Below are 16,185 nucleotides of genomic sequence, written 5' to 3'. Positions count from 1 at the left end.
ACCACCCTAAATCCCCACGTCAAAGCCCATCCACGGACATCCGCCCAAGCGTGTTCAGACAAATGCTCAATAATGGGTCAGGTGCAGGAACTCGTCGACGAAATCGCTCGCCTGCTGGACGCGTCGGTGACCTTGGAGGACCGATCGTTCCAGCTAGTCGCGTACGGCGCCCAGAGCGGCGACATCGACGCCGTCCGCGAGGAGGTCATCCTGCGCCGCCGCGCCACCGACGCCACCCGCGCCCACTTCGAGGCCTACGGAATCGCCACCGCGGCAGGCCCGGTCCGGATCCCGGCCATCGGGGGAGTGCTCGGCCGCGTCTGCGTCCCGCTCCGCCACCACGGCGTCACCTACGGCTACCTCTGGCTGCTCGACTCCGGCGGCCTCACCGACGAGCGCCTCCGCGCCATCGAACCCCTGGTCACCCGCGCCGCGGCCACCCTGGCCCGGGAGACCCAGACCCGCCAGGCCCCGCTCGACGACCTGTTCTCCGCCAACCCCGACACCCGCGCGGCCGCCGCCGCCGACCTGGAAGGCCCGCTGGTGGCGATGGCCACCCGCGCCGCCCCCGACCAGGTCGCCGCCCTCTGGACGCTCCCGCACGACGTCCGCATCGACCTCACCCTGACCCGCCCCGCGTTCCTCGTCCCCGCCGCCCAGGCCCGCGACGTCGCCCGCCGCATCCAGGACATGTACGGCACCGCCACCGGCGTCGGCGCCCCCCGCCAGGACGCGGCCGACGCCTGGGAGAGCTGGCGCGAAGCCCTGGCCGCCCTCCGGGTGGCCGAAGCCCGGCACACCCCCATCGCCTGCTGGGACGATCTCGGCGTCTACCGCTACCTGGTCAGACTCCCGCACAGCGACCTGGTCGACCTGGCCGCCGAGGCCGCCCCGCTCGGCGAACTGGCCGCCACCGTCGAGTGTTTCCTCGACCATGGCGGCCACGTCCAGGAGACGGCCGCGGCGCTCGGCGTGCACCGCCAGACGCTCTACTACCGGCTGGGCCGGGCGGCCGAGGCGACCGGCCTCGACCTGGCCGACGGGCAGAATCGCCTGCTCCTCCACCTGGCCCTGAAAGCCGCGCATCTTTAGGCGCAGATGTTCTCGTACACCCGGATGAGCTCCTGGCTGACCCGCTCCAGCGAGTAGCGCGAGCGGGCCCGGTCCACCCCGGCGAACCCGAGCGCCGTGCGCAGCGTCCGGTCGCCCAGCAGCTGCCGCATCCGGACGACCACTTCGGCCGGGCGGCGGACGTGGTAACCGGTGACGCCGTGCACGACCGCGTCCAGGTGCGCGCCGGTGGCCGACACGATCACCGGGATGCCGCAGGCCATCGCCTCCAGCGCGGCCATCCCGGTCGGCGCGGTGGGGGCCAGCGCGAGCGCCACGTCGGCGCTGCGGATCAGCTTCGGCATGTTGGCGTGCGCGACCCGGCCGAGCAGCTCGACCCGGTCCTCGACGCCCTTGTCCCTGGCCAGGATGCCCAGCCGGGCGATCATCGCGTCGTCGCCGCCGGCCACCACCAGCTCCGCGCCCGGCACCGAGGCCAGCGCCTGGATCGCCATGGCGGCGCCGGCGTCCCCGATGTGCAGCATCCGGGCCCGCTCGCCGCGCGGCGCGGCCGGGCCCCGGCGGCGGAACCGTTCGACGTCGACGCCGCTCGGCACGACCGCGATGTTCCGGCGCGGCACGCCCAGCTTGATCAGCTCGGACTCCTCGCCGGCGCAGGCCGCGATCACGGCCCTGGCCCGGCGGCCGATCGCCCGCTCCAGCCGCTGGACCGGCGCGGACGGGGCGTCGCCGTGGTGGAAGGTCTGGGTGACCGGCACCCCGAGCCCGTCGGAGCCGGCGATGGCCGCCAGCCCGCCGGTCCAGGAGTGGGCGTGGATGACGTCCGGCCGGTCCTGCCGCCAGCACTTCTTGAGCCCGTCACTGAAGTCGGAGATGTAGGGCAGCAGGTCGTTGTCGGAGAGTTCCCCGGCCGGCCCGGCGGGCACCTGCTCCACCCGGACGCCCTTGATGTCGGACGCGGAGCGGGTGTAGACGGTCACGCTGTGGCCGCGGCCCAGTTCACGGGCGATGGCGGGGGCGTCGGCGGAAAGGCCGTGCGTGGAGACAATGGCGATATGCATGGCACACCTCATGGCGTTGATTCGCGATGAAAGGATGTGCCTGCGTCTTAGGCACCAGCTCTGTTGCTTTCCTTACCGTACATGGACCGGCTCCAAACGCAAACTTTTCCAGGAATTTCAGCGAGCCCGCCGCAGCGCGAGCACCGTGATCTCGTCGATGATCCGGTCCCCGGAGAAGGCGCGATGGTCCTCCTCGATGGCCTTCACCACCGCCGAGGGCGGCTGGCTCGCGCACCGCGCCAGCACCTCGGTCAGCCGGTCCTCGCCGTAGCCGGCGCCGTCCGCGCTGCGCGATCCGACCAGCCCGTCCGAGTAGAGCACCAGCGTCTCCCCGGCGGCCAGGGTGAGCTCCTCGGTGGCCGGTTCCGCGCCCTCCTCGAAGCCCAGCGGCACGCCGCCGCCGTCGGTGAAACGCACCCCGCCGTCGGGTTGCAGCAGCGCGGCCGGATGGTGTCCGGCGGAGGCCAGCCGGACCTTCCTGCCGCGCACGAAACCGGCCGCGGCCATCACGAACAGGCCGGTGTGCTGGGCCACCAGCGCGTCGTTGACCTTGCGCAGCGCCTCGCCGGGGTCGCGTTCCCAGGCGCTCAGCACCCGGACGCCGTTGCGGACCAGCGAGGTCACCGAGGGCGCCTCGTCGCCGCGCCCGGCCGCGCTGCCGATCACGAAACCCCAGCCGCCCTTCATCGGGAAGACGTCGTAGAACTCGCCGCCGATCGCGCGCAACCCCGACCCCGGATGGTAGATCGCGGCCGTCTCGAAGCCCTGCACGTCGGGCAGCGTCCGGGGGAGCACCCCGCTGCGCAGCGCGTCGGCCGCGTTCGAGCTGCGCTGGAAACTGCGCTGGGCGCGCAGCGCGAGGCCCAGGTGGCCGCCGATCTCCTCCAGCAGGCCCAGGTCGGCGAGGCCGAACGGGGGGCGGTCGCGGAGCCGTACCAGGGTGAGGACGCCGTTGATCTCGTCGTCGGTGCGGATCGGGACCGACAGCAGCGAACCCGCGCGCATCTGCGGCAGCAGGTCGTCGCCAAGCAGGCCCTCGTCGCTGAGCATCTCGTGGATGATGCCGCTCTGGGTGGCCAGCACATGCCCGACCAGCGGCGCGTCCGCCGGCGGGTGCGCCTCGACCGCGCGCTGCAGCCGGGCCACCGGCTCGGTGCTGGGCGCGATCACCGCCGCCCGGTGCGGCACCCCGTCCCGGACCATGTCGGCGATCACCCAGTCCGCGGTCTCGGCCGCCAGCAGCCGGGCCGCCCGGATCAGCGCCACCGGCTCGCGCAGGCTCTCCTCGTCCAGCAGCAGCCTGGTCAGCCGGGACAGCAGCTCGTGCCGCCGCGCCGCGGCCAGGAACAGCGCCTCGTCCGGCGCCTCGGTCCTGTCCTTGTGCTCGGTCAGCTGCACCTCGGTCGGCAGCGCCACCGCGGCCACCATCTCCTGCGGCTCACCCGGCATCCGCAGCCGGCTCAGCACCAGCCGGACCGTGTGGGTGCGCCCCTGATGGTTGAGCCTGGTCTCGAAGGTGATGCTCTCCTCGCTCCGCAGCGCCGTGCTCAGCTGGGTACGGAACGCCGCCCGCCGGGACGACTCGATCAGCAGCGGGAAACCGCGTCCGATCAGGTATCCGGCCGGGCTGCCCAGCAGGCGGCTGGTCTCGTTGTTGATCCGCCGGACCGTACCGCCGGGATCCATCACGATCACCGGCACCGGCAGCGTCCGGAAGATCTGCCGGAGCAGCTTCTGCTCCCGCTGCGGCCCGCCGTCCCGGCGTTTGCGGGTCCGGCCCAGCTCGGCGAGGGCGTCTCGGACCAGCTCCTCGGCCGCCGCCAGCTCCTCGCGGGGCGGCAGCGCGGCGACGCGGTCGGCGAACTCGGCCAGCCGCTGCTCCAGCTCGGTCACGGACATATGCTCCTCTGTACGTCCTGAAAAGGATTAACCATCAAACTAGGGGAATGGTCATCCCTGTGATTCCCATTCTGGCGCGCGATCTCGCCGCCCTCGGACGGGTCACCGAGGGCGCCTCGCTGGAGAGCGTCCTGCGCGGGGTGACCGAGGCCATCGCCCGCGGCGTCCCCGGTTGCGCCGGCGGCACCGCCGAGCTCTGGCAGGACGAACGCGTCCTGCTGGCCGCCTCGCACAGCGAGCTCATCGCCGTCACCGACCGCGAGCGCGACCTGCGCGAAGGCCCGTCCCGCGAGGCCCGCGCCACCGGCCGCCCCGTCGTCGTCGCCGACATCATGCGCGACCCCCGCTGGCCCCGCTACACGGCCGCCGCCGTCCGCCACGGCATCCGATCCGTCCTGGTCCTCCCCGTCCAAGCCGACGGGGCCGACGGCGCGGTCGTCGTCGTCGGCCTGTACGGCGTGCGCCCCGGCGTCTTCGCCGACCACGTGATCCTCACCGACCTGCTGCGCGAACAGGTCACGGTCGCCCTGGCCAACGTCTGGGAGTTCGACGACGTGCTCACCGGCGCCGCCCAGATGCAGGAGGCGATGGCCGGCCGCGCCCTGATCGACCAGGCCAAGGGCATCATCATGCAGGCCAGCGGCTGCTCCGCCGAGGCGGCCTTCGACGAGCTCCGCCGCGTCTCCCAGCACCACCAGGTCAAGGTAGCGGACCTGGCCAAGCTCCTGGTCACCGAGCACCAGCAGAAGAACGCGAAGAAGTAGCCGCTACCGCGCGAAGGCGGCCATCGCCTCCTCCAGCGTCTCGAACATCGGCAGCCGCTGCGACAGCCCCGTCACCCACATCACCTTCGAGTTCGGGTACTGCACGTTGATCAGCGCGAAATGCCCGCCGACCTCGGTCGAGCGCTGCCAGTGATGCACGATCAGCCCGAGCGCGCGCGAGTCCATGAACGAGACCCCGCCCAGGTCGAGGACCATGTCGGGGCCGTGATCCTCGGCCGCGGTGTCGAGATGCTCAGAGAACTGATCCCGCGTCGTCGCGTCGAGGATGCCGTCGATATGGATCACCACGACACCCTCGGCGGCGGTCGAGCGCATGGTGAGATTTGCCACGATGTTCCTCCCTGCCGCAACCCTACTGTTATCCGGGGGGTGGTGAAACTCCGGAATCTGGGGCATTATTACGCCAGAGGTCCAGCAGAGGGCTTCGTCTCGAACATTGAGCGAGGCGCGCCTTCTGCACGGTAAGGCGCAGCCCGCTGTCACATAAGGGGCCTGCCGAGATGCCTGCCGAAACCATCTGCGAACTCACCGCCGAAGACCTGCTCGCCGAACTCGTCGAAGAGAACGTCACCGACGAACGCCGGATCCGCCTCCGCGAACTCATCGTGGAGATGCACCGCCCGATGGCCCGCGACATCGCCCGCCGCTACCTGCACCGCGGCGAACCCATGGAAGACCTGCTCCAGGCCGCGTACGTCGGCCTGATGAAGGCCATCAACGGCTTCGACCCGACCCTCGGCCACAGTTTCCGCGGGTACGCCATGGTGACCATGACCGGCGAGGTCAAGCGGCACTTCCGGGACCGCACCTGGGCCGTCCGGGTGCCCCGCCTCTACCAGGAGCGGCGCGCCGAGCTCAACCGCCTGGTCGCCGACATGACCCAGGAGCTGGGCCGCTCGCCGAAGGTGCCGGAGCTGGCCCTGCGGATGGGCATCTCCGAGGAGGACATGATCCTCACCCTGGACGCCTCCGCGGCCTACAGCACCCTCTCCCTCGACGCGCCGCTCGGCGCCGACGACGACGCCGCCGCGCTCGGCGACGTCATCCCCGACAGCGACGACAGCCTCTCCGTCCTGGTGGACCGGGAGGCCGTGAAACCCCTGATCGACGAGCTGCCGGAGCGGGAGAAGACCATCCTGCTGCTGCGCTTCTATGGCAACATGACGCAGGCGGAGATAGCCGCCGAATTCGATATCTCGCAGATGCACGTTTCGCGCATCTTGCGCAAGGTGCTGGACCAGCTCCGGTCCGAACTAGTGGCCGGATAATGGTCATCTGTGGTCTTCCCTGGGGTATCGACCCACTTCGGGCGATATCCCGGGGTATCTTCTTCGGTGAGTCGTCACGTACTGGGAGGCGTTAGCGGGTGAACGAGGACGGCGCCACGCCCGTACCGGGGGGCGGCAAGGAGATCACATTCTCTCTCGCCGACCTGCCCGACGTACGGGAGTACGCCGCTGCCCTCGCCCGCCGGGGTGGCATGACCGAGGAACGCGTCGGTGACTTCCTGGTCGCCCTGAACGAGGTCACCACGAACGCGGTGACCCACGGGGCGACCAAGGCGCGGCTACGGGTCTGGTACGACACGGGGGATCTGGTGGTGGAGGTCCACGACGAAGGCCGGCACTGGGTGCTGGACGGGGTCCCGGGGCACACGCCGCCGGGCGAGAACGCCACCAGCGGCATGGGCCTCTGGGTGGCCCGCCTGCTCAGCCGCTCCCTGAAAGTCGACACGGGCGACAGTGGAACCACGGTCGTGATGCGCTTCCGGCTCTGATCTCTTGTCAAGGTCCGGGCATGAGTGTGCCGCGTGACCTGGCCTGAGAGGTCACGCGGCACGGTTCTCTGGCGGGCTAGCCGTTCGGCGGGGCCGCGCTGATGTCGGACAGGGCCGAGTCGGGGTCGCGTTCCAGGGCCATGTCGCCCAGGCTGACGATTCCGATCGGGCGGTTGCCCTCGACGACCGGGATCCGGCGGATCGCCTTCTCGCGCATCAGCCGTACCACCTCGTCGGAGCTCTGGTCGGGGCCGACGGACACGACGTCGGAGCTGCACAGGGTGCCCAGGGGCGTCAGGTTGATGTCCCTGCCCTCGGCGACGGCCCGGACCACGATGTCGCGGTCGGTGACCACGCCGCAGAGCAGGCCCTCCTTGGTCACCAGGACGTCGCCGATGCCCTGGTCGCGCATGAGTTTGGCGGCTTTGATGAGGGGCGCGTCCACGGGCAGCGTGGTCGGGTGGGTGGTCATGACATCTCGTACTGTCTGCACCGGAATCATCTACCTTCGGGTTCGGCCTCGGTAGCCACGCCATGAGTTCATGCCCGCCGTACCCACGCCTGCCTGGTGCAGGGCGAGCAGGCAGAGGCCGAGCGCGACCAGCGCGGTGATGCCGATGCCGATGCTGGCGTTGAGCAGGTCGAGCAGGAAGGCGATGCCGAATACGACGGCAGCCGCGATTGCGAGCATGGTCTTATCCCTTCAGCTTGTCGAACAGGGCGCGGTACTCGCGCAGCGCGAGCCGCAGCTGCTCGGTGTCGTGCTGGTCGCCGTTCTTCCAGCCGTCCACCAGCGCCTGCCGGCGTTCGGCCAGAGCGCTGACGGCCTCGTCGATCAGGGCGTCGGCCTTCGCCACGGACTCCCGCGGGTCGTCCACGAAACCGGCCTTGATGTCGTGCCAGCGGGCGTCGAAGTCGATCTCGGCCGGGTAGTCGCCGGGGGTGCGCTGTTCCGGGACGGTGACGGCCTCGGGGGCGAGGACGTCGGCGGGGGTTTCCGAACGGGCGTCGCTCTCCTCGCTCAGCGGTGTGTCGACGGGGGCGCCGTCGGCGTCGACCGGCTGGTGCAGCGGGCCGGGGCCTTCGTGCACGTCGCGGCGCTCGCCGGTCAGCGGGTCGACGTCGTCGGCGACACGCTCCGCGGCGAAGTCGTCTGAACGGTCTTCGCCTTCGAGCGGCTGGTCCGGGTCGAACCGGCCGTCGGCCGGGACGGGGTCATCGTCCAGCCGGTTCTGCTCGTTCAGCCGGTCCTGCTCGTTGAGGCGGTCCCGTTCGTCCTGCGTGCCGTTGCCGACCGTGCCGTTGCCCGCCACCAGCTCGTCCTCGTGCAGCCGCTCCTCGCGGCGCGCCTCGTCCGTGAGCGGTTCCGGCGATTCGGGCACCGGCACCTCGTCCGGCTCGCGGCGGGTGTCGTACGTGTAGGGGTTGCGTTCCATCAGCGATCGGCCTCCTTCTGGCGGGTGGAATCGGTGAGCAGCTCTTCGAACAGCGCGCGATAGTGGACCATCGCCTGGCGGAGCTCCTCGGTGCCGGCCTCCTGCCGGGCCGCCCGTCCGCTGATCTCGTGCGCCTGCCGGTACCGGTCGAGCGTGGCGCCGTACCCGACGGAGAGCACGTTGAGGCGCTCCTCGAACTCGTCGGTGGGGAAGCCGCGGTCGGCCATGACCGAGGTCACCAGCGCGTCCGCCTCCGTCACCGCGAAGCCGGGCGCGTCGACGAAGCGCTCCTGCACTTCCATCCACTTCTTCGCGTACGTCTCACGCGTCTCGTCATCCAGCGGCCGGATGTCGAGTTCCGCGACGCGGGCCTCCCGGGCCAGCAGCTCCTGCTCGGCCAGGCGGCGGTTGTCAGTCTCCTGGATGGTGCGGTCGTACTCGGGACCGAAACGATCCTGAAGATGGCGGCGGCGGTTCTGGGTCGCGACGAAATATCCGACGGCTCCCAGCGCCACCACCACGACTACGACGACAGCCACCCAAACGATGGCATTCATTGTCTGCCTCCGGGGTGTTCTGTTGAGTTGTCAATCCGCTCTGCCCGGGGAAGACGGGGCTAATCCACGTCCTCGCGGGTGGGCGGCGCAGCTCGGCACCCGACCTGTGCGCGCAACCACCGCTGGTGAGGTACTCAGGGGCCACCGTCGCCGACCCGCCGCCGTGGCCTGGTCACAGATCAGGCGCGCCAGGACACGCCGTACCCGACCCGAAGACTTGGCGGCGGGATTTGAACAACTCAAGAAGAAGAAGTCGACGTGAATTAGCCACTATTGTCTGTTCCGTGGCTTGGAGAGCGTTCCATCCCATTGTCCAGGCGATGGGATGGAACCCCTTTTATCACCATAAAAGTAGGTCCGTGGTGATAGTCGGACCGGGAAGATGTGGGGCGAACCGAACGACCTCTGGGGGCATGCATGTCATCGCCGGAACTTTTTCTGGTGCCGAAAAAATCCACGCCGGCACCTTCGAAAGGAAACCAGAGAAAGCTCCCCTCGCGTACGACAAGCCGGAAGCCGGTCACCGGGCAGTCCGCCCATCTTCCGAAACCGGACCCGTTCGCGCTCATCTCGCGCAGTCCGTCGGAGCCCAGGCGATTAGTGCCGCTGAAACCGGCATCGGCCGGACCCTCGAAACCACGGCCACCCGAGAGACTCAGCGTATGGGCGAAACCAGTGACCCCGCCAACGACCGGCAGGGGGCCGACCTCCTCGATCCCGCCGTCCGGCGGCAGGGTGACGGCGCCCCCGCAGTGGCCGACGGTCTCCAAACCATCGACCTCCTCGATCCCGCCGTCCGGCGGCAAGGCCACGGGCCCCCCGCAGTGGCCGACGGTCTCCAAACCATCGACCTCCTCGATCCCGCCGTCCGGCGGCAAAGTCCCGGCACCCAAATCCCAGACCTCCTCGATCCCGCCGCCCAGAGGAGTCTGGGCGCTCGGGCGTACTGAGGACAGGTCCGGCCCTTCGCAGTCGGGCGCGGTCAGGATGACCCGCTTCCCCTCATCCGATCGGTCGTTCCGTCGTCCGGCGCGCTTCGGCCCCGATGACGATCCGATACCCGGCTACATTCCCGACAAGTCGCTCCCTCCTGACTTGATCCGGGAGGACTCCCCCGACCTCATCTCCGGAGGGGGGCGCGCCCGTTCGAAGCCACCGCTTCGGATCTACACGGGCACCCGTTTCACTGCTCCCAAGGTCCCGGCGCCGCGCACCTTCGTCGCGTCCGACGACGATGAACCGCAAGGCTCGGCCTTCTTCCCCGTCAGCACGACCACCACGACCACCACCACGACGACCAGCGGCATCCCCGCCACGATCACCGGGGCCGTCCCGCTCGGCACTGAGGATGGCGACGAAGACGAGGCCGACGGCGTCGCGACCGTGGACGCGCCGGTTTTCACGACGAAATACCGGGCCCTCCAGGACAACAGCCCATTCGACAATCTCGATGACTTCGTGGAGTTCACCGAACGCCACCAGCCGATCACCGGTGACCTGCTGGACGCGCTCGAAAATCCTTCCTCACCTGACTTCCCGATCGCGAACTACTGGCTGGCCCAGACCCGCCGGGTCATGCCCAGCGAGCCGCTCTCGATCGCGCCGTACATCGGCAAGTCCGCGGTCCTGTGGGAGGCGCTGGGCAAGGCGCTGAGAGTGTCGACGGCCAACCGGGGAGAGGCGCTGGCCGAATTCCACTGGACTACGGCCAGCGGCACAGCGGACCCGACGCTCAAGGAATTACAAGCGTGGGCGGACCAGCACACCACCGCACGGCGAAATTTCGACGCCAAACTCAGCGAATTGCGTGGGAGGGAGGCTTTGCCCAGCCCTGCGCGCAACGAGGCGGCGAGCACGTCCAGGCCGAAATCCTTCAAGAGTGTGGAGGACGCCGCCAAGGAAACGATCGGCAGACGTCTCAACACCTTGAGCGGCATCCTGGAGACGCGACACGGGACGGTCAAGACGTGGCTGACCAAGCTGGCGGGCGATCGCGGCACGAAGGCCGACCGCTCGCTCGACCGGGTCGCCGACGTGCTCACCACGCTCAACGGGGACCGCGTGTGCGTCGCGCTGCTGCGCCGCGGGCGGGAGATCGGCGTCTTCGCCAACCTGCCGGACAAGAACATGGGCCCGGACCTGCAAAGACTGCTCCAGGCGTCCCGAGCCGTGGGTAAAGAGGCCACGACCCAGGTGGACGGGCTGATGCGTCTCATCGACGAACGTCTGCGGTCGTCGAAGAAGAAGCCGACCGTCAAGTCGCAGAGGCGTGCCAGGATCCGGATTCGCAAGGCCCTGGCGTACCTGAGGGAGATGGAGAGGACCGAGGGCCGGGTCAAAGTGGTCGCCTACGACGGGCCGAGGAATGCTGGGGGCCAATTGGTGGAAGTGCACGCGGAGATGCAGGCGCTGGCGCTGGTCCGCAAGAAGACTCCGGGCGCCTACCAGCTGGGCATCGGCAGAGTCTGCTGCCTCAAGTGCTACCTGGTTCTGACATCGGCTTATCCCAAGGTCTTCAACCGCCAGCTGGCCACCCACATGAAGGTCTATCCCTGGCCCGCGCCCGCGATGCTCACTGAGCAGGGCGTCCTTGTGGCCACGCTGGGCAAGGGCATGACGGAAAAGGAAAAGCGTGCGTTGCGGCAAGCTGACGGCCGGCGCGCGCTGGCCGCCGGAGTCGCCTACGGCGGGCTCCCTCCCCGGACCGGCGGCAAAGACCCCGAGCACGAATTCGGCGACCAGACCGGATACGCGTCGAGCGAGGGTGAGGGGGAGGGCTTGCCGACGCCGCCCGTCTGGCCTGGCCCGGCCCGGGACCGGAATCGTGAGGGGGATCCTGAGGAGGAAGGTTACGCGGACGACGGCGATGGCCTGATCGGGACCCTCGAAGACGAGAAGCGGAGCTACCAGGACTACGACGAATCCCTGGAACTCGACGACGAACTGACCTACGAGGAGGCCCAGGAGGAGCGCGGCGAGTCGCCTTCCCCCGAGACCACCTCGAGGGTGTCCACGACCTCGGGGGTGTCCACGACCTCGGCGAGGACGCTGACCTGGCCACCACCGTCGAGTCCCCTCGACTCGCCGAGTCCCGTCAGACCACCCGTCCGTACCTCGCGAACGACCACCACCACCACGACCACGACGACACCTGCCAAGCCCGCCACCGGCGGCACGCCTCGCGACGACCGGACGGGCGGACCGGCCGGCGGAAAACCGCTCACGAAGAAGAAGTCCCTGTCATCGAGGCGGAAGACCTAGTAGTAACGGCTTTGTACGGTTTGCCGGTGAGGGCGGCCGGTCGTTGAGCTTTCGATCGCTGGAGTGGAGTCTCCGGGACTCACTCCAGCGGGGGAACGGCGCGGCCGCAATCCCTCGTTCCTGTACCGGGGATCCCGCCTGGAGGACGCGCGAAACACGGCCGTGCACTGGCGCGTCGATCCCGGCCGCCACCGGCCCTTGGTCTATCCGACGCTGCCGATCGCGTTAGCTAGGCGATACCGACGATCTACGTTGAAGGTGGCCGAGCGCGGCCGCGTCGCCAGGACCGTCGCGTTCCGCGAGCCGTTTCGCCACGTATTCCCGATGTTCGGTGTCCGCGTTTCCGCCGTATTTGAACTTGCCCTTGATCTCGCGGATGGTCAGTTCCAGGCCGCGAATCCCGGAGAACAGCCGTACATGTTCGGCCGGGTCGACAAGGCGGTCGTCCAAGTCCGCGATCTGCCGCCGCAGGATCTCGGCCTTCTGCTCCGAATCCATCACAACCGTGGCCTCGCAGACAAGTTGCACGGCCGCGTAGTAGGTGGTCGGAATCCCCGCGCCCGGATCGCCCTCGCCCGGCATGACCTTCCACGCCCCCGGGACGTACGCCCAGTCACCCGCGACGGAGAGCACCACGTTCGGATTCTCCTCAATCGCCCGCCACACCGGATTCGGCCGAGCCAGATGCAACACGACCCGCCGATCGTCCACCAACACAAACTGCGTGGGCACGACAACCGGCACATCCCGCCCACGCCCACCGGCGATCAACTGCCCGAACGCGTTGGCCCGCACGAACGCCAGCGACTCCTCGTCGGATCCCGCGTCCCAAGGATGAATAAGCATGCATCCGACGGTAAGAGAATGAGCACGCTTCCGCAACCAGATATATTCATCGACGCGGCTGATCACTCACCGGCTTCGAGAGCACTCCGCGCCGCCTCCAGAACCCCACCGATATGGGACTCCTCGCCCGCCGCCACCTCGTAGAACCCACTCTCCGGGTCATACGCGATATCCAGCCCCTGCTGAGCCAGCCGCCCCGCCCACCGCAACGCCGTATTGATCTTCTCTCGCGGCACCGTACGCCCCTGCGCCACCGCCGACAGATTCCGCAGGTTCGTCGCCGGCCCCGACTGACTGTGCTCCCGGCTCAACTTCCACGGCAACGCCGCCCGATGATCGGTCATCTGCCGGGACAGCCCCGCGGCCCGCTTGGCCTGCAGAACCCCCGACTCAGTCACCCCAAAATGCTCCGCCAGCTCCGCATTGGACCACCCCCGCGCCACCAGCCGCGCAAGCTCCCCCTGCTCGACCCGAGCCTTCCTTCCCATGATCGCCACCCTAGGCCCGCCACCCCTAACCATGTGCACACGAGCCACGAATCTACGCTAAGGTTGTTCTCGCCTGGCCAGCCAGGCAACGGGACGTAGCGCAGCTTGGTAGCGCACTTGACTGGGGGTCAAGGGGTCGCAGGTTCAAATCCTGTCGTCCCGACCAGGGTTTCCTGGTCACAAGGGGTTTCGGAGTTCATCCGAGGCCCCTTTTCCGATCTTCGGGAGCCAAGTGGGGAGCCAGTGGGTCAGGCGGACGTCGTCCGCTTCTTGAAGATCTTGTCCATGGCTTGGGCACCCTTGGTGAGCGGCCGGCCTGATCTCGTGTCGGCAGACGTCTCGGTCACGTGCTCGAGTCGCGCGGCGGCCGTCTTCAAGTCGCTGCCTGGTCAACGGCATCATGGTGTCGGCGATGTACCCGATCGGCCCCTTATCTGGTGCATCGCCCTGCCCTGCGGTGTCCTTCTGGCGCACTCCGGTCGCCCCCGTGGTATTCCTTCCGAATCCAGGCGAGATCGAGGTGAGCGAGAATATACGTCGGGTTGGCGGTGATGCCAGCCTGGGCCAGGAGTTGGCGGATCTGGCGGCCGCCGCATCCGGTGCATGGGGGATCGTGATCATTCCGCGACCTTGCTGGATGAGGTGGCAGAGTTCGTCGGGTGTGGCAGGGCTGGTTGGACCGCGCCACCGCCGGCATCACGCCGCAGTTCACGACCTGGTCGAGATCACCGCTGGCTGACCACCGGAGAGAAGGCTGGCCTGCCTCTGGCGCGGTGGATGTTCCAGGAGGAACAATTCGCTGTACGGCGGGCAGGCCGGGAGGCATGATGGTCAAACGGGTGTGGCGGCTGGGCTCACGGTTGTGGTGGCGGCGGTGAACGTGACGACGGGGACGCTGACCCAGCACCGGGCATGGGCCTGGTGGGCGGACACGATCGTCCTGGTGGCCCCGGGCGCGGCGACCCAGATGTGGCTGACCCTCGCGGAGCGCGAGGCCGGCGACGAGCGGGACGGTGGCGCACGGGTGAGCGGGAACGTGTCGGGCATCATCTCGACCGGCGAGGGCTCAACCAACACGCGGATCAACCCGCCGGGCGCGTGATGTCCGACAGGATTCGGGTCCGGATCAACAGAGGCATCGTGTCGTCCGGCGTAAATGCCGTGAACATCATCAACAACACCATTCAGGCCGAGTCCCCAGTGCCGGCCGCGGGGGTGGCGAGCCCTCCCGGTGTCGTGCGGCTGCGCTCGACGGCGGCGGCCACCCGCCTGTTCGTGGGGCGGGAGGATGAGCTCGCGGCACTCGCCAAGACCCTCAAACGGCATTCCGGCGTGATCGCCCAGGCTCTGACCGGGCTCGGTGGGGTCGGCAAGTCCACGCTGGCCGAGCAGTACGTGCTGACCCAGCGCCGCAGACACAATCCCATCTGGTGGATCGACGCCGAAGACCCGGTTCAGATCGAGGCGGGGCTGGCGGCTCTGGCCAGGCGCCTGCATCCGGGAAATCCGCCGGATCGGCCGGCCGAGTGGGCCAAAACCTGGTTGGCCAGCCACAAGGGCTGGCTCGTGATCCTCGACAACGTGACGCGGCCATCGGATGTGGCGGAACTGATCGGCTCACTTCCCAGTGGACGGTTCCTGGTGACCAGCCGCCAGACGGTCGGCTGGGAGAGCATCACCGTGCCGATCCGGCTGCCTGTGCTGCCGACGCGCGAAGCCGTGAAGATGCTGCGCCTGCGGGTCGGGGACCGCGACCTCCTCCAGGGCGCTGAGGAGCTGTGCCGGGCGCTCGGTGGACTCCCGCTCGCCATCGGGATGGCCGGCCACTACATCACCCAGAACCACATCACCGCAGATACCTATCGGCAACGCCTGATCCAGGACGACGGCGCGTTGCTGGACTGGGCGCACGCCGGTGGAGACATCGACCGGACCGTGAGGCGGACCTGGCAGATCACCCTGGACCGGATCGCCGCCGAGCACGGGCCGCAGCCGGAGCGGATCCTGCGCATCCTGGCCTGGTACGCACCTGACGACATCCCGATCGCACTGGTGTCCGTCGCCCCGGAAGCGGACGAAGCCATCGGTTCCCTCGCGGCGTATGGCCTGGTCACCCGGGACGGTGACGCGCTCTCGGCCCACCGGATGGTCCAGGCCGTCAGCCGAGTGGCCGAGGACCGGCCTCTCGCGGGCCAGATGCTGCTGACCGCCTGGGAGAACGGCACGGAGCCGAGCGCTCGCCTGTTTCCGCACTTGGCCTCCTTCGCCTCGTGGGGCGGCTTCAACGACCTTGATGAAGACTCCGTGGACCTGGTCGTCGCCTACGCCGTTCACGTGGACAGGACTGGATCGAGGCAGGAGGCCATCGATTTCCTCGAGAAGACGGTCCTCGGCGGCCGGGAGCGGCCGGGATCCGACCATCCGGCGATCCTCCATATCCGGGTGACCCTGGCCAAGTTCCGCGCAACGCTCGGTTCCGCTGACGCCACGATCGACGAGTTCGGTGAACTCCTCGTGGATCAGCAGCGAGTGCTCGGCCCCGGCCATCTCGATACCTTGGAGACCCGGCTCAGCCTCGGTGAACTCTACTCGCGAAGAAACGAATACCTCCGCGCCGTCGCTCACTACCAGCGCCTCGCCGCGGACGCCGAACTGGCTCTGGGCCCTGACCATTCACTCACCCTGCAGACCAAGTGGGATCTGGCCTGGGCCTACCTCGATTCGGGAGAAGGGCCGGGCGCCAAGAACACGCTCCTGGCGCTCTCCCTCTGGCGAGAGGTCCTCGCAGGTCTCCAGCGCACTCTGGGCCCTGGGGACCCGATGACGATCAAGTACGCGATGGAAATCAGGAAACACGTCGACCTGTTCGCTTACACCGACGATCCGCTGATCAGATCGATACTCAACCTGTCACGCGGGGCAGCCGGTGCCCGCCGCCTCGACAATGTGCGCCGCGTACAGGAGATCAGCCGCCGCCTCCGCGGCAAGCGACCTGGCTGAGCCC

The 16,185-nt window shown here is 68.8% G+C and carries 17 protein-coding genes and 1 tRNA gene; 9 read left to right on the top strand and 9 right to left on the bottom strand.

Annotated features, from left to right (window positions below; genetic code table 11):
• Positions 1-72: 72 nt before the first annotated feature.
• Positions 73-1,092: a PucR family transcriptional regulator gene (locus tag Acor_RS08195; RefSeq protein ID WP_155335948.1), complete on the top strand. Its 1,020-nt coding sequence runs from the start codon at positions 73-75 to the stop codon at positions 1,090-1,092.
• Here the strand turns inward: Acor_RS08195 and Acor_RS08190 are convergent.
• Complete coding sequence (locus tag Acor_RS08190; RefSeq protein ID WP_155335947.1) at positions 1,089-2,132, bottom strand: glycosyltransferase; 1,044 nt, start codon at positions 2,130-2,132, stop codon at positions 1,089-1,091. The two genes, Acor_RS08195 and Acor_RS08190, sit on opposite strands and share 4 nt — an antisense overlap.
• Positions 2,133-2,249: 117 nt before the next feature.
• On the bottom strand, positions 2,250-4,031 hold the full coding sequence (locus Acor_RS45375; protein WP_155335946.1) for a SpoIIE family protein phosphatase: 1,782 nt from the start codon (positions 4,029-4,031) through the stop codon (positions 2,250-2,252).
• 47 nt (positions 4,032-4,078) lie between these two features.
• Between Acor_RS45375 and Acor_RS08180 the strand changes: the two genes are divergently transcribed.
• Positions 4,079-4,795 (top strand): GAF and ANTAR domain-containing protein, encoded by a 717-nt coding sequence (locus Acor_RS08180; RefSeq protein ID WP_155335945.1) that lies wholly within the window; start codon positions 4,079-4,081, stop codon positions 4,793-4,795.
• A gap of 3 nt (positions 4,796-4,798) precedes the next feature.
• On the opposite strand, the gene Acor_RS08175 is transcribed toward Acor_RS08180, so the two are convergent.
• Positions 4,799-5,146: an STAS domain-containing protein gene (locus Acor_RS08175; RefSeq protein WP_246238490.1), complete on the bottom strand. Its 348-nt coding sequence runs from the start codon at positions 5,144-5,146 to the stop codon at positions 4,799-4,801.
• Between the two features lie 170 nt (positions 5,147-5,316).
• Between Acor_RS08175 and Acor_RS08170 the strand changes: the two genes are divergently transcribed.
• On the top strand, positions 5,317-6,084 hold the full coding sequence (locus tag Acor_RS08170; RefSeq protein ID WP_155335944.1) for a SigB/SigF/SigG family RNA polymerase sigma factor: 768 nt from the start codon (positions 5,317-5,319) through the stop codon (positions 6,082-6,084).
• 98 nt (positions 6,085-6,182) lie between these two features.
• Complete coding sequence (locus Acor_RS08165; RefSeq protein WP_155335943.1) at positions 6,183-6,593, top strand: ATP-binding protein; 411 nt, start codon at positions 6,183-6,185, stop codon at positions 6,591-6,593.
• Positions 6,594-6,669: 76 nt separating this feature from the next.
• Here the strand turns inward: Acor_RS08165 and Acor_RS08160 are convergent, their stop codons facing one another.
• The 4 genes from Acor_RS08160 to Acor_RS08145 are packed head-to-tail and all read right to left on the bottom strand — an operon-like array spanning position 6,670 to position 8,568.
• A complete protein-coding gene (locus tag Acor_RS08160) occupies positions 6,670-7,065 on the bottom strand; it encodes a CBS domain-containing protein (protein ID WP_246238489.1) in 396 nt (131 codons plus the stop codon).
• A gap of 30 nt (positions 7,066-7,095) precedes the next feature.
• Positions 7,096-7,284 carry a hypothetical protein gene (locus tag Acor_RS08155; RefSeq protein ID WP_155335941.1) on the bottom strand — a complete coding sequence of 63 codons (189 nt, stop codon included), beginning with the start codon at positions 7,282-7,284 and terminating at the stop codon, positions 7,096-7,098.
• Positions 7,285-7,288: 4 nt separating this feature from the next.
• The gene (locus Acor_RS08150; RefSeq protein ID WP_155335940.1) at positions 7,289-8,029 is read right to left on the bottom strand and encodes a hypothetical protein; all 741 of its coding nucleotides are present in this window, start codon (positions 8,027-8,029) and stop codon (positions 7,289-7,291) included.
• Positions 8,029-8,568 carry a hypothetical protein gene (locus Acor_RS08145; protein WP_246238488.1) on the bottom strand — a complete coding sequence of 180 codons (540 nt, stop codon included), beginning with the start codon at positions 8,566-8,568 and terminating at the stop codon, positions 8,029-8,031. The genes Acor_RS08150 and Acor_RS08145 overlap by 1 nt, the downstream gene beginning before the upstream one ends.
• Before the next feature lie 680 nt (positions 8,569-9,248).
• Here Acor_RS08145 and Acor_RS08140 point away from each other — a divergent pair.
• Together Acor_RS08140 and Acor_RS08135 are read left to right on the top strand one after the other, a co-directional pair.
• Positions 9,249-9,536 (top strand): hypothetical protein, encoded by a 288-nt coding sequence (locus tag Acor_RS08140; protein ID WP_155335938.1) that lies wholly within the window; start codon positions 9,249-9,251, stop codon positions 9,534-9,536.
• Between the two features lie 145 nt (positions 9,537-9,681).
• Complete coding sequence (locus Acor_RS08135) at positions 9,682-11,847, top strand: hypothetical protein (protein WP_155335937.1); 2,166 nt, start codon at positions 9,682-9,684, stop codon at positions 11,845-11,847.
• A gap of 225 nt (positions 11,848-12,072) precedes the next feature.
• Here the strand turns inward: Acor_RS08135 and Acor_RS08130 are convergent, their stop codons facing one another.
• Together Acor_RS08130 and Acor_RS08125 are read right to left on the bottom strand one after the other, a co-directional pair.
• Positions 12,073-12,759: an FMN-binding negative transcriptional regulator gene (locus tag Acor_RS08130; RefSeq protein ID WP_246238487.1), complete on the bottom strand. Its 687-nt coding sequence runs from the start codon at positions 12,757-12,759 to the stop codon at positions 12,073-12,075.
• On the bottom strand, positions 12,756-13,181 hold the full coding sequence (locus tag Acor_RS08125; protein WP_155335936.1) for a hypothetical protein: 426 nt from the start codon (positions 13,179-13,181) through the stop codon (positions 12,756-12,758). Before Acor_RS08125 ends, Acor_RS08130 begins: the two co-directional genes overlap by 4 nt.
• A gap of 89 nt (positions 13,182-13,270) precedes the next feature.
• Between Acor_RS08125 and Acor_RS08120 the strand changes: the two genes are divergently transcribed.
• The 3 genes from Acor_RS08120 to Acor_RS08115 all read left to right on the top strand — a co-directional run bounded on the left by Acor_RS08120 (position 13,271) and on the right by Acor_RS08115 (position 16,181).
• Positions 13,271-13,347, top strand: a tRNA-Pro gene (locus Acor_RS08120).
• A 675-nt stretch (positions 13,348-14,022) separates the two neighbouring features.
• The gene (locus tag Acor_RS42090; RefSeq protein ID WP_170316846.1) at positions 14,023-14,283 is read left to right on the top strand and encodes a hypothetical protein; all 261 of its coding nucleotides are present in this window, start codon (positions 14,023-14,025) and stop codon (positions 14,281-14,283) included.
• 59 nt (positions 14,284-14,342) lie between these two features.
• Positions 14,343-16,181, top strand: a complete 1,839-nt coding sequence (locus Acor_RS08115; protein WP_170316845.1) for a tetratricopeptide repeat protein — start codon at positions 14,343-14,345, stop codon at positions 16,179-16,181.
• The last annotated feature ends 4 nt before the right edge of the window (positions 16,182-16,185 follow it).

Source organism: Acrocarpospora corrugata (assembly GCF_009687845.1).
GTDB classification, from domain to species: domain Bacteria; phylum Actinomycetota; class Actinomycetes; order Streptosporangiales; family Streptosporangiaceae; genus Acrocarpospora; species Acrocarpospora corrugata.
The sequence above is the reverse complement of the archived record's forward strand: the minus strand, read 5'-3'. Positions and strand labels throughout refer to the sequence as shown.

Bases quoted from the DNA above. Each gene is read 5' to 3' on its own strand.
- Acor_RS08170 (WP_155335944.1), top strand. From the start codon at position 5,317: ATGCCTGCCGAAACCATCTGCGAACTCACCGCCGAAGACCTGCTCGCC.
- Acor_RS08195 (WP_155335948.1), top strand. From the start codon at position 73: ATGGGTCAGGTGCAGGAACTCGTCGACGAAATCGCTCGCCTGCTGGAC.
- Acor_RS45375 (WP_155335946.1), bottom strand. From the start codon at position 4,031: ATGTCCGTGACCGAGCTGGAGCAGCGGCTGGCCGAGTTCGCCGACCGC.
- Acor_RS08140 (WP_155335938.1), top strand. From the start codon at position 9,249: ATGGGCGAAACCAGTGACCCCGCCAACGACCGGCAGGGGGCCGACCTC.
- Acor_RS08180 (WP_155335945.1), top strand. From the start codon at position 4,079: ATGGTCATCCCTGTGATTCCCATTCTGGCGCGCGATCTCGCCGCCCTC.
- Acor_RS08155 (WP_155335941.1), bottom strand. From the start codon at position 7,284: ATGCTCGCAATCGCGGCTGCCGTCGTATTCGGCATCGCCTTCCTGCTC.
- Acor_RS08190 (WP_155335947.1), bottom strand. From the start codon at position 2,132: ATGCATATCGCCATTGTCTCCACGCACGGCCTTTCCGCCGACGCCCCC.
- Acor_RS08150 (WP_155335940.1), bottom strand. From the start codon at position 8,029: ATGGAACGCAACCCCTACACGTACGACACCCGCCGCGAGCCGGACGAG.
- Acor_RS08160 (WP_246238489.1), bottom strand. From the start codon at position 7,065: ATGACCACCCACCCGACCACGCTGCCCGTGGACGCGCCCCTCATCAAA.
- Acor_RS08125 (WP_155335936.1), bottom strand. From the start codon at position 13,181: ATGGGAAGGAAGGCTCGGGTCGAGCAGGGGGAGCTTGCGCGGCTGGTG.